Source organism: Pseudomonas sp. GCM10022186 (assembly GCF_042656385.1).
In the GTDB taxonomy this organism is placed as follows: Bacteria; Pseudomonadota; Gammaproteobacteria; order Pseudomonadales; family Pseudomonadaceae; genus Metapseudomonas.
Genome location: NZ_JBHSOU010000060.1, coordinates 73,995 through 95,828 on the forward strand (window position 1 = coordinate 73,995; position 21,834 = coordinate 95,828).

General features: G+C 67.8%; 28 protein-coding genes and 3 riboswitches. Of the genes, 19 read left to right on the forward strand and 9 right to left on the reverse strand.

Going from position 1 to position 21,834, the window contains the following annotated elements; all coding sequences use genetic code 11:
* Positions 1-53 precede the first annotated feature (53 nt).
* The gene (gene cobW / locus ACFPU0_RS19290; RefSeq protein WP_377694873.1) at positions 54-1,106 is read right to left on the reverse strand and encodes a cobalamin biosynthesis protein CobW; all 1,053 of its coding nucleotides are present in this window, start codon (positions 1,104-1,106) and stop codon (positions 54-56) included.
* A 92-nt stretch (positions 1,107-1,198) separates the two neighbouring features.
* Positions 1,199-1,394: riboswitch (cobalamin riboswitch) on the reverse strand.
* 58 nt (positions 1,395-1,452) lie between these two features.
* Positions 1,453-1,670, forward strand: a riboswitch (cobalamin riboswitch).
* A gap of 103 nt (positions 1,671-1,773) precedes the next feature.
* On the opposite strand from cobW, the gene ACFPU0_RS19295 reads away from it, so the two are divergent.
* The 6 genes from ACFPU0_RS19295 to ACFPU0_RS19320 all read left to right on the forward strand — a co-directional run bounded on the left by ACFPU0_RS19295 (position 1,774) and on the right by ACFPU0_RS19320 (position 5,764).
* On the forward strand, positions 1,774-1,959 hold the full coding sequence (locus ACFPU0_RS19295) for a CbtB domain-containing protein (RefSeq protein WP_271410474.1): 186 nt from the start codon (positions 1,774-1,776) through the stop codon (positions 1,957-1,959).
* A 10-nt stretch (positions 1,960-1,969) separates the two neighbouring features.
* The gene (locus tag ACFPU0_RS19300; protein WP_377694874.1) at positions 1,970-2,686 is read left to right on the forward strand and encodes a CbtA family protein; all 717 of its coding nucleotides are present in this window, start codon (positions 1,970-1,972) and stop codon (positions 2,684-2,686) included.
* Positions 2,683-3,093, forward strand: coding sequence for a cobalamin biosynthesis protein (locus ACFPU0_RS19305; RefSeq protein WP_377694875.1), 411 nt, complete (start codon positions 2,683-2,685; stop codon positions 3,091-3,093). The genes ACFPU0_RS19300 and ACFPU0_RS19305 overlap by 4 nt, the downstream gene beginning before the upstream one ends.
* Entirely contained in the window at positions 3,090-3,860 is a 771-nt protein-coding gene (cobM, locus tag ACFPU0_RS19310; RefSeq protein ID WP_377694876.1) for a precorrin-4 C(11)-methyltransferase, read from the forward strand. The genes ACFPU0_RS19305 and cobM overlap by 4 nt, the downstream gene beginning before the upstream one ends.
* Positions 3,861-3,957: 97 nt before the next feature.
* On the forward strand, positions 3,958-4,842 hold the full coding sequence (locus ACFPU0_RS19315; RefSeq protein WP_377694878.1) for a sugar nucleotide-binding protein: 885 nt from the start codon (positions 3,958-3,960) through the stop codon (positions 4,840-4,842).
* Complete coding sequence (locus ACFPU0_RS19320; protein ID WP_377694879.1) at positions 4,835-5,764, forward strand: NAD-dependent epimerase/dehydratase family protein; 930 nt, start codon at positions 4,835-4,837, stop codon at positions 5,762-5,764. The genes ACFPU0_RS19315 and ACFPU0_RS19320 overlap by 8 nt, the downstream gene beginning before the upstream one ends.
* Before the next feature lie 191 nt (positions 5,765-5,955).
* On the opposite strand, the gene ACFPU0_RS19325 is transcribed toward ACFPU0_RS19320, so the two are convergent.
* The 5 genes from ACFPU0_RS19325 to ACFPU0_RS19345 form a co-directional block, all read right to left on the reverse strand.
* Positions 5,956-6,627, reverse strand: coding sequence for an OmpW/AlkL family protein (locus ACFPU0_RS19325; protein ID WP_377694880.1), 672 nt, complete (start codon positions 6,625-6,627; stop codon positions 5,956-5,958).
* A 140-nt stretch (positions 6,628-6,767) separates the two neighbouring features.
* Positions 6,768-7,286: a DUF3299 domain-containing protein gene (locus tag ACFPU0_RS19330; protein WP_377694881.1), complete on the reverse strand. Its 519-nt coding sequence runs from the start codon at positions 7,284-7,286 to the stop codon at positions 6,768-6,770.
* A gap of 7 nt (positions 7,287-7,293) precedes the next feature.
* On the reverse strand, positions 7,294-8,556 hold the full coding sequence (locus ACFPU0_RS19335) for an ABC transporter permease (protein WP_377694882.1): 1,263 nt from the start codon (positions 8,554-8,556) through the stop codon (positions 7,294-7,296).
* 1 nt (position 8,557) lies between these two features.
* Complete coding sequence (locus tag ACFPU0_RS19340; protein ID WP_377694883.1) at positions 8,558-9,265, reverse strand: ABC transporter ATP-binding protein; 708 nt, start codon at positions 9,263-9,265, stop codon at positions 8,558-8,560.
* Between the two features lie 40 nt (positions 9,266-9,305).
* Positions 9,306-9,875, reverse strand: a complete 570-nt coding sequence (locus ACFPU0_RS19345; RefSeq protein ID WP_377694884.1) for a DUF2796 domain-containing protein — start codon at positions 9,873-9,875, stop codon at positions 9,306-9,308.
* Positions 9,876-9,981: 106 nt separating this feature from the next.
* Between ACFPU0_RS19345 and ACFPU0_RS19350 the strand changes: the two genes are divergently transcribed.
* A complete protein-coding gene (locus ACFPU0_RS19350) occupies positions 9,982-10,314 on the forward strand; it encodes a hypothetical protein (RefSeq protein WP_377694885.1) in 333 nt (110 codons plus the stop codon).
* 214 nt (positions 10,315-10,528) lie between these two features.
* Here ACFPU0_RS19350 and trxA read toward each other — a convergent pair whose 3' ends face one another.
* The 3 genes from trxA to ACFPU0_RS19365 all read right to left on the reverse strand — a co-directional run bounded on the left by trxA (position 10,529) and on the right by ACFPU0_RS19365 (position 12,712).
* Positions 10,529-11,398 (reverse strand): thioredoxin, encoded by an 870-nt coding sequence (trxA, locus tag ACFPU0_RS19355; RefSeq protein ID WP_377694886.1) that lies wholly within the window; start codon positions 11,396-11,398, stop codon positions 10,529-10,531.
* Positions 11,399-11,636: 238 nt separating this feature from the next.
* Positions 11,637-12,290 carry a class I SAM-dependent methyltransferase gene (locus ACFPU0_RS19360; RefSeq protein ID WP_377694887.1) on the reverse strand — a complete coding sequence of 218 codons (654 nt, stop codon included), beginning with the start codon at positions 12,288-12,290 and terminating at the stop codon, positions 11,637-11,639.
* A complete protein-coding gene (locus ACFPU0_RS19365) occupies positions 12,287-12,712 on the reverse strand; it encodes a YbaY family lipoprotein (RefSeq protein ID WP_377694888.1) in 426 nt (141 codons plus the stop codon). Before ACFPU0_RS19365 ends, ACFPU0_RS19360 begins: the two co-directional genes overlap by 4 nt.
* A gap of 112 nt (positions 12,713-12,824) precedes the next feature.
* On the opposite strand from ACFPU0_RS19365, the gene nrdR reads away from it, so the two are divergent.
* From nrdR to ACFPU0_RS19425, 12 genes are all read left to right on the forward strand, one after another.
* Entirely contained in the window at positions 12,825-13,289 is a 465-nt protein-coding gene (gene nrdR, locus ACFPU0_RS19370) for a transcriptional regulator NrdR (RefSeq protein WP_280291946.1), read from the forward strand.
* A complete protein-coding gene (gene ribD, locus ACFPU0_RS19375) occupies positions 13,289-14,392 on the forward strand; it encodes a bifunctional diaminohydroxyphosphoribosylaminopyrimidine deaminase/5-amino-6-(5-phosphoribosylamino)uracil reductase RibD (protein ID WP_377694889.1) in 1,104 nt (367 codons plus the stop codon). Before nrdR ends, ribD begins: the two co-directional genes overlap by 1 nt.
* Before the next feature lie 90 nt (positions 14,393-14,482).
* Positions 14,483-14,629: riboswitch (FMN riboswitch) on the forward strand.
* A gap of 219 nt (positions 14,630-14,848) precedes the next feature.
* Entirely contained in the window at positions 14,849-15,511 is a 663-nt protein-coding gene (locus tag ACFPU0_RS19380; RefSeq protein ID WP_377694890.1) for a riboflavin synthase, read from the forward strand.
* Positions 15,512-15,528: 17 nt separating this feature from the next.
* Entirely contained in the window at positions 15,529-16,623 is a 1,095-nt protein-coding gene (gene ribBA / locus ACFPU0_RS19385) for a bifunctional 3,4-dihydroxy-2-butanone-4-phosphate synthase/GTP cyclohydrolase II (protein WP_377694891.1), read from the forward strand.
* 62 nt (positions 16,624-16,685) lie between these two features.
* The gene (gene ribE, locus ACFPU0_RS19390; protein WP_377694892.1) at positions 16,686-17,162 is read left to right on the forward strand and encodes a 6,7-dimethyl-8-ribityllumazine synthase; all 477 of its coding nucleotides are present in this window, start codon (positions 16,686-16,688) and stop codon (positions 17,160-17,162) included.
* The gene (gene nusB / locus ACFPU0_RS19395) at positions 17,159-17,632 is read left to right on the forward strand and encodes a transcription antitermination factor NusB (protein WP_377694893.1); all 474 of its coding nucleotides are present in this window, start codon (positions 17,159-17,161) and stop codon (positions 17,630-17,632) included. The genes ribE and nusB overlap by 4 nt, the downstream gene beginning before the upstream one ends.
* A gap of 23 nt (positions 17,633-17,655) precedes the next feature.
* Positions 17,656-18,624 (forward strand): thiamine-phosphate kinase, encoded by a 969-nt coding sequence (gene thiL, locus ACFPU0_RS19400; protein ID WP_377694894.1) that lies wholly within the window; start codon positions 17,656-17,658, stop codon positions 18,622-18,624.
* The gene (locus ACFPU0_RS19405) at positions 18,617-19,117 is read left to right on the forward strand and encodes a phosphatidylglycerophosphatase A (protein WP_377694895.1); all 501 of its coding nucleotides are present in this window, start codon (positions 18,617-18,619) and stop codon (positions 19,115-19,117) included. Before thiL ends, ACFPU0_RS19405 begins: the two co-directional genes overlap by 8 nt.
* A gap of 46 nt (positions 19,118-19,163) precedes the next feature.
* Complete coding sequence (locus tag ACFPU0_RS19410; RefSeq protein WP_377694896.1) at positions 19,164-19,817, forward strand: retropepsin-like aspartic protease family protein; 654 nt, start codon at positions 19,164-19,166, stop codon at positions 19,815-19,817.
* 108 nt (positions 19,818-19,925) lie between these two features.
* The gene (ribA, locus tag ACFPU0_RS19415) at positions 19,926-20,540 is read left to right on the forward strand and encodes a GTP cyclohydrolase II (protein WP_377694897.1); all 615 of its coding nucleotides are present in this window, start codon (positions 19,926-19,928) and stop codon (positions 20,538-20,540) included.
* Positions 20,537-20,956 carry an MFS transporter gene (locus tag ACFPU0_RS19420; protein ID WP_377694898.1) on the forward strand — a complete coding sequence of 140 codons (420 nt, stop codon included), beginning with the start codon at positions 20,537-20,539 and terminating at the stop codon, positions 20,954-20,956. Before ribA ends, ACFPU0_RS19420 begins: the two co-directional genes overlap by 4 nt.
* Positions 20,956-21,753 carry a cobalamin-binding protein gene (locus ACFPU0_RS19425; protein ID WP_377694899.1) on the forward strand — a complete coding sequence of 266 codons (798 nt, stop codon included), beginning with the start codon at positions 20,956-20,958 and terminating at the stop codon, positions 21,751-21,753. Before ACFPU0_RS19420 ends, ACFPU0_RS19425 begins: the two co-directional genes overlap by 1 nt.
* The last annotated feature ends 81 nt before the right edge of the window (positions 21,754-21,834 follow it).

The following is a 21,834-nucleotide window of genomic DNA, read 5'->3' on the forward strand; positions in this document are numbered from 1 at the left end:
AAGCTCCCCTCTCCCGCTTGCGGGAGAGGGGCTGGGGGAGAGGGAAGTGGAACTCACGCCAGCGCGGTTCGCAGTTCGTTGGCGATGGCCATCTGGTCCAGCTCCTGGCCGATCACCACCAGGCGGGTGCCGCGGGTCTCGAAGGTCAGCCACTTGCGGTCGAAGTGCCTGTCGAAGCGCTTGCCGACGCCCTGGATCAACAGGCGCATGGGTTTGCCGGGGATGGCGGCGAAGCCCTTGATGCGCAGGATCGCGTGGCGCTCCACCAGTTGGCCGAGGGCCGCCAGCAGGGGCGCTTCCTCCATCTCCGGCAGGTCGACATGGAAGGAGTCGAACTCGTCGTGGTCGTGGTCCTCATGGCCTTCGTGGTCGTGGTGGGTGGGGCGGCTGTCGATATGCAACTCGGCCTCGGCGTTCAGCCCCAGCAGCACCGAGAGCGGCAGCTTGCCGGCGCTGGCTTCGACAATCTTCACCGCCGGCGGCAGTTCCTCGGCCACTTCGGCACGCACCGCCGCCAGGACTTCGGCCTCCAGCAGGTCGGCCTTGTTGAGGATCACCAGGTCGGCGCTGGCGAGCTGGTCTTCGAACAGTTCGTGGAGCGGCGACTCGTGGTCCAGGTTCGGGTCCTGGCGGCGCTGCTCGTCCACCTGCTCGGGGTGGGCGGCGAAGGTGCCGGCGGCCACGGCCGGGCTGTCGACCACCGTAATCACCGCGTCCACGGTGCAGGCATTACGGATTTCCGGCCACTGGAAGGCTTGCACCAGCGGCTTGGGCAGGGCCAGGCCGGAGGTTTCGATGAGGATCTGGTCGAGGTCGCCACGGCGCGCCACCAGCTCGCGCATCACCGGGAAGAACTCCTCCTGCACGGTGCAGCACAGGCATCCGTTGGCCAACTCGAAGACGCGGCCCACGGCCTCTTCCTCGCTGCAGCCGATGGAGCACTGCTTGAGGATTTCGCCGTCGATGCCCAGCTCGCCGAACTCGTTGACGATCACCGCGATGCGGCGGCCTTCCGCGTTATCGAGCATGTGGCGGAGCAGGGTGGTCTTACCGGCTCCGAGAAAGCCGGTGACTATGGTGACGGGGAGTTTGGCCAGGGTTTTCATGCGCGCCTCTAACGTGGTCGGTCGGCGGGCATGACGAACGCAGCGGGGCTCGCCCCGCGCAACGGATTCGCCACCGGATCACCCCGCCCGGTTGTCTGGAAATTCGTCGAGGCAGGTCTCCTGGCTTTCGCCCCGGCCCGAGACGGGCCTTTCCTTCGCCTTCCCGCATGAAGCAGTGGCATTCGAAGGAGTTCGCGGCGATCACAGTTGCGGGGGCAGCCGTGGCCTTGACCACGTTCCCTCTTAGCTCCGGCGTACCACCGGAGAACCTCGAAAGGGCGAAGGCTACGCAGCGTCCGGGCGACGGTCAATCGCGCCAGTTGACGCCTGGTCGGACTCGTGGTGTCCTAGCACGGTTTTTTCAGGTGCCCCGCGTCGCCGTACGCGGGGTGAAACGGGAAGTCGGTGCGCCCAGTCCCGGGCAAGTCCGACGCTGCCCCCGCAACGGTAAGCGACCGTAGGGTTAAGTACGCCACTGTGCCGACACGGCATGGGAAGGCATGCCCATCCTGCCACCGGCAGGCGTCGCAAGCCCGGAGACCGGCCTGATCAGCTATTTGGCAACCCGCGGTGGGCGGGCGCAAGCCGGAAATCGGGGTGCATTCGCGCCCGCTTCCCTCGCGCGCGTTCCTCTGCCGGTATCGTTAGCACTGCAGAGGGAACCTCCATGTCCAGCCGCACCCTGTCCCATTCCGCCGCTTCTTCCTCGACCCTGGCCCAGCGCCTGGTGCTGGCCATCGGCGCCGGCCTGATCGGCCTGTCCCTGGTGTATTTCGCCGGTTTCTCCCATATCGAAGCCGTGCACAACGCCGCCCACGATACCCGCCACAGCGCCGCCTTCCCCTGCCACTGAGTAAGCCCGGATGATCAAGCGTATCGCCCAGACCGCAGGTTTCGCCGGCCTGATCGCCGCCCTGGTGCTGACCCTGCTGCAGAGCCTGTGGGTCACCCCGCTGATTCTCCAGGCGGAAACCTATGAGAGCGCCGAGCCGGCTGTGTCGGTGGCGCACGAAGAGGATCATGAGCACGGTGGCGCGGCCGTGGCCCACACCCATGAACACAGCGACGAGGCCTGGGCGCCGGAAGACGGCTGGCAGCGCACCCTGTCCACCGGCGGCAGCAACCTGGTGGTGGCGGTGGGCTTCGCCCTGATCCTCGCCGGGCTGTTCAGCCTGCGCGCTCCGACCCGTGCCTGGCAGGGCGCACTCTGGGGCCTGGGCGGCTTCGCCACTTTCGCCCTGGCGCCGTCCCTGGGCCTGCCGCCGGAGCTGCCGGGCACCGCTGCCGCCGACCTGGCCCAGCGCCAGGCCTGGTGGATCGGCACGGCCTCCGCCACTGCCGTGGGCCTGGCGCTGATCGCATTCGGCCGCCACTGGGCGCTGCGCGTCGTCGGCCTGGCGCTGCTGGTGATCCCCCATGTGGTGGGCGCGCCGCAGCCGGACCTGCACTCCAGCCTGGCCCCCGAAGCCCTGGCCCGCGAGTTCATCGCTGCGTCGCTGATCACCAATGCGGCGTTCTGGGCCGTGCTGGGCTGGGCCGCCGCCTGGCTCTACCGGCGTCACCCCGCCGCTTCCGCTTGAGACTGGTCGCCGGGCTGGGCTGCCGCCGCGATTGCCCGGCGGACGAGTTGCAAGGCCTGCTGTTGCAGTGCCTGGCCGAGGCCGGCGCCTCCCTCCACGAGCTGGTCGCCCTGGCCAGCAGTGAGGCGAAGGCTGCAGAGCCGGGGTTGAAGGTCCTGGCCGAGCGACTGGGGCTGTCGTTGCAGCTCCTGCCTGTGGATATCCTCAGGACCTATGAAGAACGCCTGAACCAGCCGTCCGAGCGGGTTCGGGACGCCACGGGCAGTCCGGGTGTGGCCGAAGCCGCCGCCCTGGCCCAGGCCGAAGCCCTGTTCGGCGGCCGCGCCGTCCTGCTCATCGACAAACGCCGCGGCGCCAGAGCCACCTGCGCCCTGGCCTGCATCCACCACGAGGCTGAACGGCCATGACGGTCTATTTCATCGGTGCCGGCCCCGGCGATCCGGAGCTCATCACGGTCAAGGGCCAGCGCCTGATCCGCTCCTGCCCGGTGATCCTCTATGCCGGCTCGCTGGTGCCCGAAGCCGTGCTGGCCGGGCACAGCGCGGAACAGGTGGTGAACACCGCCGAACTGGACCTGGAGCAGATCGTCACCCTCCTGGCCGAAGCCCATGGCCGGGGGCAGGACGTGGCGCGGGTGCATTCCGGCGATCCGTCCCTCTATGGCGCCATCGGCGAGCAGATTCGCCACCTGCGTCGACTGGGGATTCCCCATGAAGTGGTCCCGGGGGTGACCGCCACCGCCGCCTGCGCCGCGCTGCTGGGCTGTGAGCTGACCCTGCCGGAGGTGTCCCAGACGCTGATCCTCACCCGCTACGCCAGCAAGACCCGGATGCCCGAGGGCGAAGCCCTGGGCGACCTGGCGCGCCATCGCGCCACCATGGCCATTCACCTGGGGGTGAGCCAACTGGCGAGGATAGTCGAGGAACTGCTGCCGCACTACGGCGCCGACTGCCCCATCGCCGTGATCCACCGCGCCAGCTGGCCGGACCAGGAACAGGCCACCGGCACCCTGGGCGATATCCTGCCCAAGGTGGCGGCGCGGGATTTCCGCCGCACGGCGCTGATTCTGGTGGGCGAGGTGCTGGCAGCCGAAGGTTTCGCCGATTCCTCCCTCTACCGCAGCAATCACGCGCACCTCTACCGCCCGGCGAAGGCACAGCCGCCACGCGGCTAGTGACGTACGCCGGTGAAACCCGCAGAATGCGGCTCTTATGCGGCGGGCAAAGGGCCCGCCCACTCCCTCTAACCGGCTTTAAGCGACCTTTTTCTCTATGCGAATGCGCTTGATGCTGTTGGGCGGCGGCAATTCACTCGGACAGGCACTGATCCGCCTCGGCGCCGAGGAAGACATAGGTTTTCTCGCTCCGCGTCCGCCCGAACAGGGCTGGGACGCCGCCAGCCTGACCCAGTTGCTCGACGACACCCGGCCCGACGCCGTGGTCAACCTCGCCTATTACTTCGACTGGTTCCAGGCCGACGAAGTCAGCGATGCCCGCCTGACGGCCCAGGAGCGCGGGGTGGAGCGCCTCGCCGAGCTGTGCCAGCACCATGGCATCGTCCTGCTGCAACCCTCCAGCTACCGGGTCTTCGACGGCTCCCGTGCCACCGCCTACAGCGAGAAGGACGAGACCGTTCCCCTCAGCGCGCGTGGCCAGGCCATCTTGCGCATGGAACAGAGCGTCCGCGCGGCCTGCCCCAAGCATGTGCTGCTGCGCTTCGGCTGGCTGCTGGACGATAGCCGCGAGGGTTCCCTGGGGCGACTCCTCCGCCTCGCCGAACAGGCCGACGAGATCTACCTGGCCGATGATCGCCGCGGCAACCCGACTCCGGTGGACGATGCCGCCCGGGTGTTGCTGGCGGTGCTCAAGCAGCTGGATTGCCAGGCACCGCTCTGGGGCACCTATCACTACGGCGGCCACGAGGCGACCACGCCCCTGGCCCTGGGCCAGGCGCTACTCAGCGAGGCTCGCAGCCTGCAGCCGCTGAAGGTGCAGGACATCACCCCCCAGGCCCACGCCGCCCGCCCAGACGCCGCGGAAGAACCGCAGAACGCCGTGCTGGCCTGCAAGAAGATTCTCCACACCTTCGGCATCAAGCCGCGTGCCTGGCGCGCCGCGCTGCCGACCTTGCTGGACCGATACTACCGTCATGGCTGATTCCCCCATCCTGATCACCGGCGGCGCCGGTTTCATCGGCTCGCACCTGGCCGACGCCCTGCTCGCCAGGGGGCATGCCGTACGCGTGCTGGACGACCTGTCCACCGGCAAGCGCGCCAACCTGGCGCTGGACAACCCGCAGCTGGAACTGATCGAAGGCGATGTCGCCGATGCCGCATTGGTGGCGCGGTCGATGGCCGGATGCAAGGCCGTGGCGCACCTTGCCGCGGTGGCCTCGGTGCAGGCTTCGGTGGACGATCCGGTGAGCACCCACCAGAGCAACTTCATCGGCACCCTGAACGTCTGCGAAGCCATGCGCGAGCACGGCGTGAAGCGCGTGCTGTTCGCGTCCAGCGCGGCAGTCTACGGCCAGAACGGCGAAGGGCAGGCCATCGATGAGGACACCCCCAAGGCGCCACTGACGCCCTACGCGGTGGACAAGCTGGCCAGCGAGCAGTACCTGGACTTCTACCGCCGCCAGCACGGCCTGGAGCCGGCGGTGTTCCGCTTCTTCAATATCTTCGGCCCGCGCCAGGATCCGTCCTCGCCCTATTCGGGGGTGATCAGCATCTTCACCGAGCGAGCCCTGGCCGGCCTGCCGATCACGGTGTTCGGCGACGGCGAGCAGACCCGCGACTTCGTCTATGTCGGCGACCTGGTGCAGGTGCTGGTGCAGGCGCTGGAGGCGGAATGGCTGGAAACCGGCCCGGTGAACATCGGCCTCAACCAGGCCACCAGCCTCAAGCAGCTGCTCGCCGCCATAGGCGAAGTGCTGGGCGGTCTGCCGCCGGTGACCCACGCCGAAGCGCGTGCCGGCGATATCCGCCACTCCCGGGCGAACAATGCGCGGCTGCTGCTGCGTTATGACTTCCCGGTGGCGACGCCGCTGCGCGAGGGTGTGGCGCGGCTGCTGGGGCGCTGATTCGGAGGGCAGCCTTGTAGGGGCGAATTCATTCGCCCAGCAGGCCGAAGGTCTGCCTTTCGAGCTTGCAAGGGGCTGCTGCGCAGCCCTTGGCGAATGAATTCGCCCCTACAGTTATCATTCCCGCCTCCGGCGTTACCTGTCCATGAAAAAGGCGCCCGAAGGCGCCTTTGTGAGGGGGATGTCCGTGCTCAGAACTTGTAGCCGACGCCCACCATGTAGACCCACGGGTCCACGTCCACGTCGACCTTCACCTTGCCCACGCCCGCCAGGTCGGTGGTGGCCTTGGTGTCGATGTCTATGTACCAGACCGCGGCGTTGAGCAGGATGTTGTCGGTCAGCATGTAGTCCATGCCCACCTGCGCGGCCAGGCCCACGGAGTCGTCCAGTTCCAGGTTGCTGAAGCCTTGGGCTTTGCGCTCGCTGGTCAGGTCCTCGTCGAAGAACAGGGTGTAGTTGATGCCGGCGCCGACATAGGGCTGGAAGGCCGAGTTCGGGTCCATCGGGTAGTACTGGAGGCTCAGGGTCGGCGGCAGGTGCTTGATGTCGGCCAGCTTGCCGTCGAGGGCACCCAGGCCTTTCACGCCGACTTCATGCTTGAAGGGGGTGGCGGCCAGCAGCTCCAGGCCGATGTGGTCGGTGAGCATGTAGGTGCCGGTCAGGCCCAGCTGGGTATCGCTGTCCAGGGTGGCCTTGGTGCCGCCCACCTTGGCGCCGGCGATCGACAGGTTGGAGCTGTCTTCATTCGGGTCGACGGTGGCGGCGCCTGCGCGGACGATCACGTCGCCGGCCTTGTGGGCCTGGGCCAGGGGAGAGGCAATGGCGAGGGCGAGCAGCGAGGCGGTGAGAAGATGCTTGGGCATGGATGGCTCCATTGAGATCTAAAAGTGCTGTGCTGGAGCCAGTTTCGGTAATTAGGAAGCTTCGTATCTTGATCCAGAGCAATGTCGCTGAGGATGGACAGGAAAAGGCCCGGAAAGACCGGGCCTTGGTGCATCCAGGGTCAGTTGGACGGCGATTCGTAGGGGTAGATCTTGCTCGCCTCCATCTGGTAGCCGGCTTCGGCCAGCTCGCTGCTGCTGGCCTTCACCGCGAGCGGGCCCTCGATCCAGAAGGGCTGGTAGAGGGCGTCCATCAGCACCCCCAGTTCACTCTTCACATGGACGATCTGGTTCGACGGCGGCGGCGGCACGTGGATGCAGGCGCCGAAGTAGGGCACCAGGAGGAATTCGGTGACACGGCCTTCCTCGCTCACATCCAGCGGCACTATGTAGCCGGGCAGTTTCACCTCCTGGCCATCCAGTTCCTTGACCACCGGGGCTGCCGGCGATTGCTGGCTGGCGGCCGGGCCGGCTTCGGCGTTGAGGGCGTCGGAGAGCTGCGAGAGATCGTGGATCGGTGCCGGCGGTGCGGGCGGTGGGGAGCCCTCGGGAATCATCTCGGCCCAGGTGAGTTCGCGTACCTCGCCGGCCAATAGCGGGGTGGAAAGGGTCAGCAACAGGGCCAGCAGGATGCGCTTCATGGGAGTCTCACAGGCGAATGGACAGACCGTCGGCCAGCGACTGGCGATAGGCACGCCAAGCAGGCACCACACCCATCAGCAGGGCGGCGGCCAGAATAGCGCCGAGCAGCGCCCACTCATAGGGGCTGGGCAGGGCCAGCGGCAGGTAGAGTCCGTAGGTCGCCTGCACATGGCCCTGCCCGAGGCCGATGCCGAGGTAGAGCAGGCCCACGCCCAGCACTGCGCCGGCCAGGGCCAGGGCGAAGGCTTCCAGCACCAGCAGGCTGCCGATGTGCCAGGGCCGCGCGCCCACCGAGCGGAGGATGGCCATTTCCCGGCGGCGTTCGTTGAGGCTGGTGAGGATGGCGGTGAGCATGCCGATCAGTCCGGTCAGTACCACGAAGAGGGAAACCACGAAGAGCGCTTTCTCCGCCGTGCCCATCAGGCTCCAGAGTTCCTGCAAGGCAACGCCCGGCAGGATCGCCAGCAAGGGCTCGCCACGGTACTCGTTGATCTGCCGCTGCAGGGCGAAGGTGGCGATCTTGCTGTTCAGGCCGAGCAGGAAGGCGGTGATGGCCCTGGGCTGCAGGTCCATGGCGCGGGCCTGGTCGGCGCTGACCTTGCCGGCACCGCGGGCGGGCACGCCGTTCTGCCAGTCGACGTGCAGCGCTTCCATGCCGGCCAGGGAAATGTGCAGGGTGCGGTCCACCGGGGTGCCGGTACGGGCGAGGATGCCGACCACGGTGAAGGGCTTGTCGTCGTGCTGCACCAGGCTGACGGTGCTGACGCCATGGGCTAGCACGATCCTGTCGCCGAGCCTGTAGTGCAGCGCCTCGGCCACCTCGGCGCCCAGCACCACCTCGAACATCTCGGCGAAGGGCTTGCCCTCGGCCAGTTGCAGGCTCTGGCCGCGGCCGTAGCGGTAGTGCTCGAAGTAGGCGGCGCTGGTGCCCATCACCCGGTAGCCACGGTGCGAGTCGCCGAGTGAGATGGGGATTGCCCATTTCACCCGCTTGTCCTGGCTGATGGCTTCGAAGCTGTCCCAGCGGATGTTGTTGGTCGCATTGCCGATGCGGAACACCGAGTAGAGCAGCAGGTTCACCGAGCCGGAGCGGGCGCCGACTATCAGGTCGGTGCCGCTGATGGTGCTGGCGAAGCTGGCGCGGGCCTCGGTGCGCACGCGCTCGACGGCCAGCAGCAGGCACACCGAGAGGGCGATGGCGAAGACCGTCAGCAACGCGGTGAAACGGCGGTTGACGAGGCTGGCCAGGGCCAGGCGCAGCAGATACATCTCAATCCTCCTCGAGGCGCGCAGCGCGGTTCAGGTCGGCCAGGGACAGGCTGCGATCGAACAGCGGCGCCAGGCTCTGGTCGTGGCTGACGAACAGCAGGCTGGCACCGGCCTCGTCGCATTCGGCGAAGAGCAGCTGGAGGAAGGCTTCCCGGGCGTCGGCATCCAGGGCCGAGGTGGGTTCGTCGGCGATCACCAGCTCCGGCTGGCCGATCAGCGCGCGGGCGGCGGCCACCCTTTGCTGCTGGCCGATGGACAGGGCGTCGGCGCGGCGTTGCAACAGCTCTTCCTTCAGGCCCAGGTGACGCAACAGTGTGGCGGCTGCGCCATCGACGCTACCGTGGCGCTGGCGCGCGCGCTGGGCACGCAGGCGCGAGAAGCGGCAGGGCAGCTCGACGTTCTCGCGCACCGAGAGGAAGGGCAGCAGATTGAACTGCTGGAAGATGTAGCCGGTGTGGTCGACGCGAAAGTGGTCGCGGGCGCTGGCGGAGAGCCTGGCCAGGTCCTGGCCGAGCAGGCGGATGCTGCCCCGGCCGGGCTTCTGCACGCCGCCGAGCAGGCCGAGCAGGGTGGTCTTGCCGCTGCCGCTGGGGCCCTTGAGGAACAGGCTTTCGCCTCGTTTCAGGGAGAACGCCGGGATATCCAGCAGTTCCGGGTGACCGGGCCAGGCGAAGCCCAGCCCCTGGAGTTCGATCAGTGTCTGGCTCATGGGACTACGACCGGGTTGCCCCGGTCGCTTCTGGGGGAAATTAGAAGCTCAGGCTGGCGTTGGTGGAGGTGAGTTCCGTGCCTTGCTGGCCCTGCGGGCCGATCAGTTGTACCTGAATTTTCTCGGTGGCGGGGAAGGTCTTGAACAGCCGGGTGAGGTCCAGGGTCTTCAGCGCCTCGGGGCTGGCGCATTCGAAGCGGTAGTGGGCGTGGACTTCGCTGTGTTCGTGGTCCTTGGCGTGTTCTTCATGGCCTTCATGTCGGTGGTCATCGCCGAACAGCGGGCTTTCCAGTTCCTGCGAGGCGACCTTGCAGCCAGCCGCGGCGGGGAGGGTGAACAGCGCCAGGGGCTTTTCCAGCTCGGCGCGGGCGGCGGCGACCCTGGCCTTGTCGGCGTCGCTCTTCGCCCCATGCTCGAAGCCCACCAGGTTCATCGCCGGGCTCTCCAGTTCCAGCTCCAGGGTCTTGCCGTCCAGCGCGGCGTTCAGACGTGCCACCCCGTGCTCATGGGCACCGAGGCTGCCGTGTTGGTGGTCATGCTCGTGCTCATGGGCCTGGGCGACGGCCAGGGGCAGCAGGACGAAGGGCAGGGCGGACAGCAGGCGGCGCATGGGAGGTCTCCGGAGCGGGGTGCAAATTTTGGTTACGTTATAACAAATGTAGGCAGCCCGCCAACGGCGTGGGAGCATTACCCATTCGTTTCTGGAGGAGTTGCACATGCTGCGCATACGCGGACGGATCGGTGACTGGCCGGTGGACCTGACGGTGGAGATGGATGCCGAGGACTGGGACCGCCTGGCCAGCCGCCTGACGCCCGAAGTGCTGACCAAGGCCCCGGCGGTCGCCCCGCGCAGCGACGCACTCTGGGAAACCGCCCAGCAGGTACTGCGCGAAGCCGGACAGATGGAAGGCCCGCGCCTGCTGGCCGAACTGGAGGCCCTGGCCGGTGGCGCGGCCGCGGGCAAGCGGCTGCTGGTGCGCCTGCGCCATTGCGAGCAGGTGCATGTGGAGGTGGGCGAGGACGCGCCGCTTTATATCTGGAAGGGCTGATACGGATGACCGGGGCTACGCCCCGGTTGGCGAATGAATTCGCCAGGCAGCCCGAAGGGCTGCCGGTCAGTCGTGTAGGGGGATAGCGCTCTTCTATCCACCAGCGAGGCCACGCAAGGCCCCGATGGTGGAAATCCCGAAAGGGATTTCCACCCTACGCGTCGATTGACATGGACTCTCGGGCAGATGGTCACGCGCCCCTGCCCATCATCGGTCAGTAAATCGCGTTGTAGAGCTTGCGGCGGTAGGTGGCAACCAGCGGGTGGTCGTTGCCCAGCAGGTCAAACACCTGCAGCAGGGTCTTGTGGGGCAGGCCGTTCTCGTAGCCGCGATTGCGCACGAAGAGCTTGAGCAGGGCGTCCAGCGCCGGTTCGTACTGCTGGCGGGAGAGTTGCTGGATGGCCAGCTGGTAGACCGCCTCGTCGTCGCCGGCATCCTGCGCCAGGCGGGATTTCAGATCGGCCACTTCCGGCAGGTCGGCCGCCTGGCGGAGGAAGGTCAGTTGGGCGCGGGCACCGGCCAGGGCCTGCTTGTGCTCGTCGCTCTTCACCGCATTGAGCACGGTTTCCGCTTCGCCCAGTTCACCGCGTTCGGCCAGGCAGCGGGCATAGAGGATCAGGCCGGCGGCATTGGTGTTGTCTTCGGTCAGCAACTGCTTGAGCAGGTTTTCCGCCTCACTGATGCGGCCTTCGCTGAAGGCGGCCTGGGCCGAGTCCAGCAGGTTGCCCTGGGGCGTGGCGGGCATCTGTACGTGGGGTTCGAGCATGGCGCGGATGGCCGACTCCGGCTGCGCGCCGGCGAAACCGTCCACCGGCTGGCCGTCCTTGAACAGCACCACGGTGGGCAGGCTGCGGATGCCGAAGCGCATGACGATGTCCTGCTCGATGTCGCAGTTGACCTTGGCCAGCAGCAGCTCGCCCTGGTAGGACTCGGTGATTTGTGCCAGCAGCGGCATCAGGGCCTTGCAGGGGGCGCACCAGTCGGCCCAGAAGTCCACCAGCACGGGCTTGTGGAAGGAGTTCTGGATCACCGCCTGGTCGAAGTCGGCACCGGTGGTATCGAAGATGTAGGGAATGTCGCTCATCTGCTCTCTCGAAAGCGCGAAAGGATGGGCGAATCATACGGCTGCCGGCGGGGGATGAATATGCCCCGCACGAGCGCGGAGCTTGCAGATGGCACGGCCTGCTCTACCTGTGGGGGCGAATTCATTCGCCAACCGGGCCGAAGGTCCGGCCCCGGGAACTGATTGGGAGCGCTGCGCGCTCCTTGGCGAATGAATTCGCCCCCACAAGGTTTCCCCCCACCAAAGCGCCGTCTGTGCCTCAGCGAATCGCGTGATACAGGCTCACATTGCGGAATTCCGCCGGCTCGGCCAGGTCCGGCCAGGTGCAGGCGTCCAGCACCGCCAGGCGGGTGTAGAGCGGATGCTGGAAGTCGCGGACCCGCGAATCCGCCACCAGGGCCTGGCGGCCGCGGGTCAGGAAGTGGTCCAGCAAGGGAAGGTTGGCACGGTCGTAGAGGACGTCGGCGACGATGATCAGGTCGAAGCGATCCTCTTCCTGGAAGAAGTCCGCCGAGTAACTCAGCTGGACGCCGTTCAATTGCGCGTTGGCGCGGCAGGCTGCCAGGGCCAGCGGGTCGAGGTCGCAGGCCACCACCTCGGCGGCACCCGCCTTGGCCGCGGCGATGGCGGCGACGCCCGAGCCGGCGCCGAAGTCCAGCACGCGCTTGCCGGCCACCCACTCGGGCTTCTCGGCCAGCCAGCGTGCCAGGGCCAGGCCGCTGGCCCAGCAGAAGCACCAGTAGGGCGGTTCTTCGAGGATGCGCCGGGTTTCTTCCGGGCTGAAGGCGCGGTCCATGTTATTGGCGTCGATCAGCCAGAGCTTGAGGTCGGTGCCGGGCAGGGTTGCCGCCGTGAGGCTGGCGTCGCCCAATAGCCGGCTCAGGGCCTGCTGCAGCAGCTCCGGGGCCTTCATGGCGCGGGCACCATTTGCAGCGGGCCCAGGGATTGGCTTTCCGGCTGCAGGATCAGGCGCGGTTGCAGCTTGAGGATCAAGCGCCCGGACAGGCTGGCGCGGGCGCGCAGTTCCACCCGTTCACCCTGGGGAAAGGCCTGCGGATTGAACAGCAGGCGAAAGGGCAGGGGGCCACCGTTGCCGTTCAGCACCACATTGGCGAGCAGGCGCTGGGGGCGGTCGCGGGAGTCGATGGCGAGCAGGGCCAGCTCCACTTCGCTGCCGGCGGGCGGCACCTGCAGCACGCCACTGATTTCGCGCAGATGAGCGGGCGTGGCCTCCACCCTGGGCTGTGGCGCCGGGGTGGGCAGTTCCGGGGCAGGCTCTTCGCTGGCGCATGCCGCGAGCAGGGCGGCCAGGAACAGGGGAAGAAGTGGGCGCATCTGGGCTTCCTGATCTCTATGCGCGGGCCTTATAGCGCAAAGCCGTCGGCTTGTCTTGCCCCGGGGATGCGCTACCATGGTCCACCTTTTCCGCCGATAGCCCTCGAACGCCATGCACTGTCCCTTCTGCGGCGCCCACGACACCAAGGTCATAGATTCGCGGCTGGTCGCCGAGGGCGACCAGGTGCGCCGGCGTCGCGAGTGCCTGGCCTGCGAGGAACGCTTCACCACCTTCGAGACCGCCGAACTGGTGATGCCCCGTCTGATCAAGCAGGACGGCAGCCGCCAGCCGTTCGACGAAGACAAGCTGCGCGCCGGCATGCAGCGCGCGCTGGAGAAGCGCCCGGTGAGCATCGAGCGGCTGGAAGCGGCCATTGCCCATATCAAGCACAAGCTGCGCGCCACCGGCGAGCGCGAAGTGAAATCGCGGGTGCTGGGCGAACTGGTGATGGCCGAGCTGCAGAAGCTCGACGAAGTCGCCTACATCCGCTTCGCATCGGTCTACCGCCGCTTCCAGGACCTCAACGAATTCCGCGAGGAAATCGAGCGCCTGGCCCGCGAGCCGTCGAAAGACTGATGGCCGGCCAGGATCAGGCCCATATGGCCCGCGCCCTGGAGCTGGCGCGCAAAGGCATCTACTCCACCCACCCCAATCCCCGCGTCGGCTGCGTCATCGTCCGCGATGGCCGGGTGGTGGGCGAAGGCTGGCACGTTCGCGCCGGCGAGCCCCATGCGGAGGTCCACGCCCTGCGCCAGGCCGGCGAACTGGCCCGTGGCGCCACTGCCTACGTCACCCTGGAGCCCTGCAGCCACCACGGCCGCACGCCACCCTGCGCCGATGCGCTGGTGGCCGCTGGCGTGGGCCGCGTGGTGGCGGCCATGCAGGACCCCAATCCCCAGGTCGCCGGCCGCGGCCTCCAGCGCCTGGCGGATGCTGGCATCGCCGTGCAGAGCGGCATCCTGGAGGGCGAGGCGCGGGTGCTGAATGCCGGCTTCGTCAAGCGCATGGAGCACGGCCTGCCATTCGTGCGGGTCAAGCTGGCCATGAGCCTGGACGGCCGCACCGCCATGGCCAGCGGCGAAAGCCAGTGGATCACGGGTCCTGCGGCCCGTTCCGCGGTGCAGCGCCTGCGTGCCCGCGCCAGCGTGGTGCTGACCGGAGCCGATACCGTGCTCACCGATGCCGCGCGCCTCACCGTGCGCGCGGACGAACTGGGCCTCGACCCGGAACTCACCGCCCTGGCGGTCAGCCGCCCGCCGCTGCGCGTGTTGGTGGACGGCCGCCTGCGGGTGCCGCCGTCCGCGCCCTTCTTCCAGGCCGGTCCGGCGCTGGTGGCGACTGCCACGGCAGGCGCTCCGTACCCGGGCCACGAATCGCTGGTGCTGCCCCGCGCCGATGGCCATGTCGACCTGCGCCGGCTGCTGCTGGAACTGGCCGCCCGTGGCGCCAACGAGGTGCTGGTGGAGGCCGGCCCGCGCCTGGCCGGCGCCTTCGCCCGCACGGGGCTGGTGGACGAGTACCAGATCTTCATCGCCGGCAAGTTCCTCGGTTCCAGTGCGCGGCCGTTGCTGGATTGGCCGTTGCAGCGGATGGCCGAGGCCCCGGAGCTGAAGATCGTCGAAATGCGCGCCGTTGGCGACGACTGGCGGGTCATCGCGGTTCCCCGGCCCGCTGCCTGAATTCTTGCCCGCCGGCATGCTCGCTACGGGCGATGCAAGTTCGCCACGACTGTGATAAAACGCCTGCCAGCCAGTTTCATCGACTGGCTGAAACGTTCTCAGGGCGGGGTGCAAGTCCCCACCGGCGGTGATTGCGCAGTGCGCGCATAGCCCGCGAGCGCTCGTCGATGACGAGGTCAGCAGACCCGGTGTGATCCCGGGGCCGACGGTAACAGTCCGGATGAAGAGAGAACGGGATTGCCTGCCAGGGCCGGGCTGCGTCCGTGCCCGCGCCCGCCAGATCCCATTCGATCCGATACGCCCTGTTTTTCACGAAACAGGAGTTCCATCGATGTCACATGCAACAACCCACTTCCTTCCGGCGCCGGCGGCTCGTCCGCGCGCGGGTGAGGGGCGGGCGCCTATAATGCGTCTTTCGCCGGTTCCGGCCGGTTCGCTGCAAGCTCTGGAGGTCCCATGTTCACCGGCATAATCGAAGCCATCGGCACCATCCGCGCGATCACGCCCAAGGGCGGTGACGTCCGCGTGCTGGTGGAAACCGGCAAGCTGGACCTGTCCGACGTCAAGCTCGGCGACAGCATCGCGGTCAACGGTGTCTGCCTCACCGCGGTGGAGTTGCCGGGCAACGGCTTCTGGGCCGACGTCAGCCGCGAAACCCTGGCCCGTACCGCCTTCGACGACCTCAAGCCCGGCAGCCCGGTCAACCTGGAAAAGGCCCTGACTCCCACCAGCCGCCTGGGCGGCCACCTGGTCAGCGGCCATGTCGACGGCATCGGCGAAGTGGTGGCGCGGGAAGACAACGCCCGCGCCGTGCAATTCCGCATCCGTGCGCCCCGCGACCTGGCGAAGTACATCGCCCTCAAGGGCTCGATCACGGTGGATGGCACCAGCCTGACGGTGAACGCGGTCAATGGCGCCGAATTCGAGCTGACCATAGTTCCGCACACCCTGGCCGAGACCATCATGGCCGACTACCGCCCCGGACGCCGGATCAACCTGGAGGTCGACCTGCTGGCCCGTTACCTGGAGCGCCTGCTGCTCGGTGACAAGGCCGCCGAGCCCCAGTCCTCCGGCCTGACCGAAAGCTTCCTCGCCGAACACGGCTACCTCAAACACTGAATTCATAAGGAGGGCCCATGGCTCTCAACAGCATCGACGAACTGATCGAAGACATCCGCCAGGGCAAGATGGTCATCCTCATGGATGACGAGGACCGCGAGAACGAAGGCGACCTGATCATGGCCTCCGAGTGCGTGCAGGCCGAGCACATCAACTTCATGGCCAAGTTCGCCCGTGGCCTGATCTGCATGCCCATGACCCGCGAGCGCTGCGAGCTGCTCAAGCTGCCGCTGATGGCGCCGCGCAACGGCTCCGGCTTCGGCACCAAGTTCACCGTCTCCATCGAGGCGGCCGAAGGCGTGACCACCGGCATCTCCGCCGCCGACCGCGCGCGCACCGTGCAGGTGGCCGCGGCCAAGGGCGCCAAGGCCGAGGACATCGTCAGCCCCGGCCACATCTTCCCGCTGATGGCCCAGCCCGGCGGCGTGCTGGCCCGTGCCGGCCACACCGAGGCGGCCTGCGACCTGTCGCGCATGGCCGGCTTCGAGCCCTCCGGCGTGATCTGCGAAATCATGAACGACGACGGCACCATGTCCCGTCGCCCGGAGCTGGAGGCCTTCGCCGCCGAGCACGGGATCAAGATCGGCACCATCGCCGACCTCATCCACTACCGCCTGATCCACGAGCGCACCGTCGAGCGCATCGCCGAGCAGCCCCTGGACAGCGAGCTGGGTCATTTCAACCTGGTGACCTACCGCGACGCCGTGGAAGGCGACGTGCACATGGCCCTGACCCTGGGCAAGATCTGCCCGGAAGAGCCGACCCTGGTGCGGGTGCACAACATGGACCCGCTGCGCGACCTGTTCATGGTCAACCAGGCCGGCCGCTGGAGCCTGCGCGCCGCCATGAAGGAAGTGGCCGCCGCCGGCAGCGGCGTGGTGCTGCTGCTGGGCAACCCGCTCACCGGTCCGCAGCTGCTGGCCCACCTGGAGCGCCAGCTCGGCCACGACGCCAAGGTCACCAACCCGACCACCTACAGCACGGTGGGTGCCGGATCGCAGATCCTGCGCGACCTCGGGGTGCGCAAGATGCGCCTGATGAGCTCGCCGATGAAGTTCAACGCGATATCCGGTTTCGACCTGGAAGTTGTAGAATACCTGCCCGCTGAATGATCCCGCAGGGCTCCGGCCGTCAAGGCCGGGGCCCTCGCTCTTTAATTGACGAGAACTCGCCCATGCCCCTGAAGACCATCGAAGGTACCTTCATCGCCCCCAAAGGCCGCTATGCCCTGGTGGTCGGCCGTTTCAACAGCTTCGTCGTGGAAAGCCTGGTGAGCGGCGCCGTCGACGCCCTGGTCCGCCACGGTGTCAGCGAAGACGACATCACCATCATCCGCGCGCCCGGCGCCTTTGAGATCCCGCTGGTGACCCAGAAGGTCGCCCAGCAAGGCGAGTACTCCGCCATCATCGCCCTCGGCGCGGTCATTCGTGGCGGTACCCCGCACTTCGAATACGTCGCCGGCGAGTGCACCAAGGGCCTGGCCCAGGTATCCATGGAGTTCGGCGTGCCGGTGGCCTTTGGTGTGCTGACCGTCGACTCCATCGAGCAGGCCATCGAGCGCTCCGGCACCAAGGCCGGCAACAAGGGCGCCGAAGCCGCCCTGTCCGCCCTGGAGATGGTCAGCCTGCTGGCTGCCCTGGAGGCCAAGTGAGCAACACAGAAGGTTCGGCGCCCAAGGCGCCGAAAGGCAAGATCGCAGCCCGTCGCCAGGCCCGCACCCTGGCGATGCAGGCGCTCTACTCCTGGCACATCGCCGGCCAGCCGCTCAACGAGATCGAGGCGCAGTTCCGCGTCGACAACGATTTCAGCGCGGTCGACGGCGCCTACTTCCACGAGATCCTCCACGGCGTGCCGCGCCTGAAGACCGAGATCGACGAGGCCTTCCTGCCCTGCCTGGACCGCGCCCTCGAGGAAGTGGACCCGGTGGAGCTGGCGATCCTGCGCCTGTCCACCTACGAACTGATGAACCGCGTGGACGTGCCGTACCGCGTGGTGATCAACGAAGGCATCGAGCTGGCCAAGGTGTTCGGCGCCACCGACGGGCACAAGTTCGTCAACGGCGTGCTGGACAAGCTGGCGCCACGCCTTCGCGCCGCCGAAGTGCGCGGCGGCAAGCGCTGATCGCAGCCCGCGCCCCTCCGTGAATGGGTGAGTTCGAGCTGATCCGCCGCTTCTTCGCCTCCGCCGCCTGTGCGGCCGGAGGCGAAGGCATTGCCCTCGGCATCGGCGACGACTGTGCCCTGTTGCAACTGCCGCCCGGCGAGCAACTGGCGATTTCCACCGACACCCTGGTGGCCGGCGTGCACTTCCCGGAGAATGCCGACCCCTTCCTTCTCGGCCAGCGCGCCCTGGCGGTCTCCGCCAGCGACCTGGCAGCCATGGGCGCCACGCCCGTCGCCTTCACCCTGGCCCTGACCCTGTCCGAGGCCCGGGCCGACTGGCTCGGCGACTTCGCACGTGGTCTGTGCGCCATGGCGCGGGATTGCGCCATCGGCCTGGTGGGCGGCGATACCACCCGCGGCCCGCTGAGCCTGACCCTCACCGTGTTCGGCCGCGTGCCCGCCGGCCAGGCCCTGACCCGGGCCGGCGCACGGCCCGGCGACCTGCTCTGCGTCGGCGGTAGCCTGGGCGATGGCGCCGGGGCGCTGCCGCTGGTGCTCGGCGAACGCCAGGACAGCAGCCCGGAGGCGGACTACCTGTTGCGGCGTTACTGGGCGCCAGAGCCGCAGCTGGCGTTGGGCCAGGCCCTGCGTGGCCGGGCCACGGCGGCGCTGGACATATCCGACGGGCTGCTGGCCGATTGCGGCCATATCGCCGCGGCCTCGGGTGCGGCGTTGCTGGTGGAAGCGGCGCGCTTGCCGCTGTCGCCGGCCCTTGCGGGCCTCTATCCGCGGGAGTTCGCGCTCAATTGTGCGCTGGCCGGTGGCGACGACTACCGCCTGGCCTTTACCCTGCCCGCCAGCGAACTGGCCGCAGTCCGGGCCGAGTGGCCGGAGGTGGCGGTGATCGGCCGGGTCGAGGCGGGGCAGGGCGTGCACCTGCTGGACGCCGCCGGCGGCGAACTGCAGACGTCCGCGCAGGGTTATCAACATTTCGGGAGTCAAGGTGACTGATCACGAATCGGCCACGCCGCAGCCAATCCCCCATTCGGTGTGGAGCAACCCCTGGCATTTCATCGCCTTCGGCTTCGGCTCGGGCACGCTGCCCAAGGCGCCGGGCACCTGGGGTTCCCTGGTGGCGCTGCCTTTCATTCCGCTCTGGCAGATGCTGCCGGACTGGGGCTACTGGCTGATGCTGGGGCTGACCATGCTGTTCGGCTTCTGGCTGTGCGGCAAGGTCGCCGACGACCTGCGGGTCCACGACCACGAAGGCATCGTCTGGGACGAGATGGTCGGCATGTGGATCACCCTCTGGCTGGTGCCCGAGGGCTGGCACTGGCTGCTGCTGGGCTTCCTCGTCTTCCGCGTGATGGACATCGTGAAGCCCTGGCCGATCCACTGGATAGACCGGCATGTCCACGGCGGTGTGGGCATCATGCTGGACGACGTGCTGGCCGGCGTCTTCGCCTGGCTGGCGATGCAGCTCATCGTCTGGGGCCTGGCCTAGGCGCCCGCCGGCGATTACCGCAAGCTTTCGACAAGGACCGAATCCCATGCTGCGCCCTGAACTCCGTACCCTCGCCTTCCTGCTGGCTCTCTGCCCGGTATTCGCGAGCGCGACCCAGGTGCAGGTGGTCGGCCTCTTCCCCGGGGCTGCGGTGCTCAATGTCGACGGCCAGCGCAAGCTGGTGAAGGTGGGCCAGAGCGGCCCCGGCGGTGTGCAGGTGATCAGCGCCGACAGCCAGGGTGCCACGCTGCGCGTGGATGGCGTGGAGCGCCGTTATGAGCTCTCGCGCGAATACAATCAGGCGGCCAGCCCGGGCGCCCCGCAGAACGAGCGGATAAGCATCGCCCGCGGCAACAACGGGCACTTCCAGGTGGCCGGTTCCATCGAGGGCCATCCGGTGCAGTTCCTGGTGGACACCGGCGCCACCAGCGTCGCCATGAACGAGCATCAGGCGCGCCGCCTGGGCATCGATTACCGGGTCAAGGGCTTGCCGATGAAGGCCAGCACCGCCGCCGGGACGGTCAATGCCTGGCGGGTGACCTTCGACCGGGTCAAGGTCGGCGGCATCGAGGTGCTCGGCGTGGAGGGGGCGGTGATCGAAGGCGAGGCGCCGGTGGAGGTGCTGCTGGGCATGAGCTTCCTCAACCGGGTGCGCTGGCGCGAGGATCAGGGCGTTCTCCTGCTGGAGTCCAAGTTCTGAGCGGGCGCCCTTCGAGGCTTTCGATACTTATCCCCAACTATTCAATCTGACCGGCCGGTTAGCGCTGCTGCTACAATGCCGGCCTTGCCAATTTCCAGGAGTTCTACGGTGTCTGTCGTTTTCGTCGCCGCCTCCCAGCTGCCCACGCCCTTCGGCGTGTTCACCATGCACGGCTTCCTCGACGAGGCCAGCGGCAAGGAGCACGTCGCCCTGACCCTGGGCGACGTCGCCAGCGGCGAACCCGTCCTGGGCCGCCTGCACTCCGAATGCCTCACCGGTGATGCCCTGTTCAGCCTGCGGTGCGACTGCGGCTTCCAGCTGGAAGCGGCCCTGCGGGCCATCGCCGAAGCCGGGCGTGGCGTGCTGCTCTACCTGCGCCAGGAAGGGCGCGGCATCGGCCTGTTGAACAAGATCCGCGCCTACGAACTGCAGGATGCCGGCGCCGATACCGTCGAGGCCAATGAGCGCCTGGGCTTCGGTGCCGACCAGCGCGACTACGCCATGTGCCAGCCGATGCTGGAGCACCTGGGCATCAGCGCCGTGAAACTGATGACCAACAACCCGCGCAAGGTCAAGGCGCTGGAAAGCTACGGCCTCAATGTGGCCGAGCGCGTACCGCTGCAGACCGGCCTGAACAAGCACAACCGCAAGTACCTGGCCACCAAGGCCGGCAAGCTCGGCCACATGCTCGGCAACCTGCACCAGGCGGAAGCCGAGTCGTGACCCGCAAGGAAGTCCGCCGCCGCCTGGCCCTGGCCTGGTGGCGCCAGGTGGGTTATACCCTGGTGCCGCTGCTGGTCATGGGCTATCTGTTCGGCGATGGCGAGCCGCTGTTGCCGATGCTGCAGATGCCCTTGTTCATTGCCGGACTGGCTTCCATGTTCCTCAGCCTGCCGCTTTTCTCCGCCTACAAGCGTGCACTGGTGGCCACCGAAGCCGCACTGGGCCGTGCCGAAGAGCCCGGCGCCTGGCAGGAACTCGCCCGCCGACGCGGCAAGGCCTTCCTCGCCGCGAGCCTGCCCGCCTGGATTGCCGCCCTGGCGACACTGGTCGGTCTGAACGCGGTGGCGCTGGTCCTCCTCGCCTTGAGCAGCCTGGTGCTGCTCTATCTCTACCGAATTCCCCGCCAGCTCGGCTGATGCGCCGGCTGCTCGCCTTCCTGCTGCTGTGCCTGGCGTTGCCCGCCACGGCGCAGTTGCGGGTGGTCAGCCTGGCGCCATCCCTGAGCGAAACCATGCTCGATCTCGGTGCCGGCGACCTGCTGGTGGGAGTGCTCGATGGCGGCGAACGTCCGGCCGCCCTGGCGGGGCTGCCGTCCGTGGGCCGCTACGGCCAGCTGCAGGCGGAAAGCCTGCTCAGCCTCAAACCCGATCTGGTGCTGCTCTGGCCGGACAGCGTCGGCGCTGCCGGGCGTGAGCAGCTGAAGAAACTCTCGGTACCCCAACTGGTGGTGGAGCCGCGGGACCTGGCGCAACTGGCGCAATCCTTCATCGAGATCGGCGAGCGGGTCGGCCGCGCCGAACAGGGCCGCCAACTGGCCGCGCGCTTCGAGGTGGGCCTGGCGCAATTGCGCCAGCGCTATCGGCGCGAGGTGCCGCTGAAGGTCTTCTACCAGGTGTGGGACCAGCCGCTCTATACCCTCGGCGGCAAGCAGATCGTCAGCGATGCCCTGAAGGTATGCGGCGCGGAAAACGCTTTCGCCGATCTGTCGCTACCGGCGCCACAAGTGGGTATCGAGGCCGTGCTGCAGCGCGACCCGAGCGTGATCCTGGTGAGTGATCCTGCCCAGGCCTACGCCTGGAAGGCCTGGCCGCAGCTGGCAGCGGTGAGGAAAGGGCAGGTCTGGCCGGTGCCGGACCGGGGCCTGGAGCGGCCGAGCTTCCAGATGCTGGGGGCCACCGAGAAGCTCTGTCGATTGCTGGAAGCCGCGAGGTAGGGTGCGCTGTGCGCACCGAGAGCGAGGTGGTGCGCACGGCGCACCCTACGGGACATGTTTCCCGGTGGGAGCCGTGTAGGG

What these genes read in the sequence shown, in the direction of transcription:
- cobW (WP_377694873.1), bottom strand. Translation starts at nt 1,106, where the DNA reads ATGAAAACCCTGGCCAAACTCCCCGTCACCATAGTCACCGGCTTTCTC.
- ACFPU0_RS19295 (WP_271410474.1), top strand. Translation starts at nt 1,774, where the DNA reads ATGTCCAGCCGCACCCTGTCCCATTCCGCCGCTTCTTCCTCGACCCTG.
- ACFPU0_RS19300 (WP_377694874.1), top strand. Translation starts at nt 1,970, where the DNA reads ATGATCAAGCGTATCGCCCAGACCGCAGGTTTCGCCGGCCTGATCGCC.
- cobM (WP_377694876.1), top strand. Translation starts at nt 3,090, where the DNA reads ATGACGGTCTATTTCATCGGTGCCGGCCCCGGCGATCCGGAGCTCATC.
- ACFPU0_RS19315 (WP_377694878.1), top strand. Translation starts at nt 3,958, where the DNA reads ATGCGAATGCGCTTGATGCTGTTGGGCGGCGGCAATTCACTCGGACAG.
- ACFPU0_RS19320 (WP_377694879.1), top strand. Translation starts at nt 4,835, where the DNA reads ATGGCTGATTCCCCCATCCTGATCACCGGCGGCGCCGGTTTCATCGGC.
- ACFPU0_RS19325 (WP_377694880.1), bottom strand. Translation starts at nt 6,627, where the DNA reads ATGCCCAAGCATCTTCTCACCGCCTCGCTGCTCGCCCTCGCCATTGCC.
- ACFPU0_RS19330 (WP_377694881.1), bottom strand. Translation starts at nt 7,286, where the DNA reads ATGAAGCGCATCCTGCTGGCCCTGTTGCTGACCCTTTCCACCCCGCTA.
- ACFPU0_RS19335 (WP_377694882.1), bottom strand. Translation starts at nt 8,556, where the DNA reads ATGTATCTGCTGCGCCTGGCCCTGGCCAGCCTCGTCAACCGCCGTTTC.
- ACFPU0_RS19340 (WP_377694883.1), bottom strand. Translation starts at nt 9,265, where the DNA reads ATGAGCCAGACACTGATCGAACTCCAGGGGCTGGGCTTCGCCTGGCCC.
- ACFPU0_RS19345 (WP_377694884.1), bottom strand. Translation starts at nt 9,875, where the DNA reads ATGCGCCGCCTGCTGTCCGCCCTGCCCTTCGTCCTGCTGCCCCTGGCC.
- ACFPU0_RS19350 (WP_377694885.1), top strand. Translation starts at nt 9,982, where the DNA reads ATGCTGCGCATACGCGGACGGATCGGTGACTGGCCGGTGGACCTGACG.
- trxA (WP_377694886.1), bottom strand. Translation starts at nt 11,398, where the DNA reads ATGAGCGACATTCCCTACATCTTCGATACCACCGGTGCCGACTTCGAC.
- ACFPU0_RS19360 (WP_377694887.1), bottom strand. Translation starts at nt 12,290, where the DNA reads ATGAAGGCCCCGGAGCTGCTGCAGCAGGCCCTGAGCCGGCTATTGGGC.
- ACFPU0_RS19365 (WP_377694888.1), bottom strand. Translation starts at nt 12,712, where the DNA reads ATGCGCCCACTTCTTCCCCTGTTCCTGGCCGCCCTGCTCGCGGCATGC.
- nrdR (WP_280291946.1), top strand. Translation starts at nt 12,825, where the DNA reads ATGCACTGTCCCTTCTGCGGCGCCCACGACACCAAGGTCATAGATTCG.
- ribD (WP_377694889.1), top strand. Translation starts at nt 13,289, where the DNA reads ATGGCCGGCCAGGATCAGGCCCATATGGCCCGCGCCCTGGAGCTGGCG.
- ACFPU0_RS19380 (WP_377694890.1), top strand. Translation starts at nt 14,849, where the DNA reads ATGTTCACCGGCATAATCGAAGCCATCGGCACCATCCGCGCGATCACG.
- ribBA (WP_377694891.1), top strand. Translation starts at nt 15,529, where the DNA reads ATGGCTCTCAACAGCATCGACGAACTGATCGAAGACATCCGCCAGGGC.
- ribE (WP_377694892.1), top strand. Translation starts at nt 16,686, where the DNA reads ATGCCCCTGAAGACCATCGAAGGTACCTTCATCGCCCCCAAAGGCCGC.
- thiL (WP_377694894.1), top strand. Translation starts at nt 17,656, where the DNA reads ATGGGTGAGTTCGAGCTGATCCGCCGCTTCTTCGCCTCCGCCGCCTGT.
- ACFPU0_RS19410 (WP_377694896.1), top strand. Translation starts at nt 19,164, where the DNA reads ATGCTGCGCCCTGAACTCCGTACCCTCGCCTTCCTGCTGGCTCTCTGC.
- ACFPU0_RS19425 (WP_377694899.1), top strand. Translation starts at nt 20,956, where the DNA reads ATGCGCCGGCTGCTCGCCTTCCTGCTGCTGTGCCTGGCGTTGCCCGCC.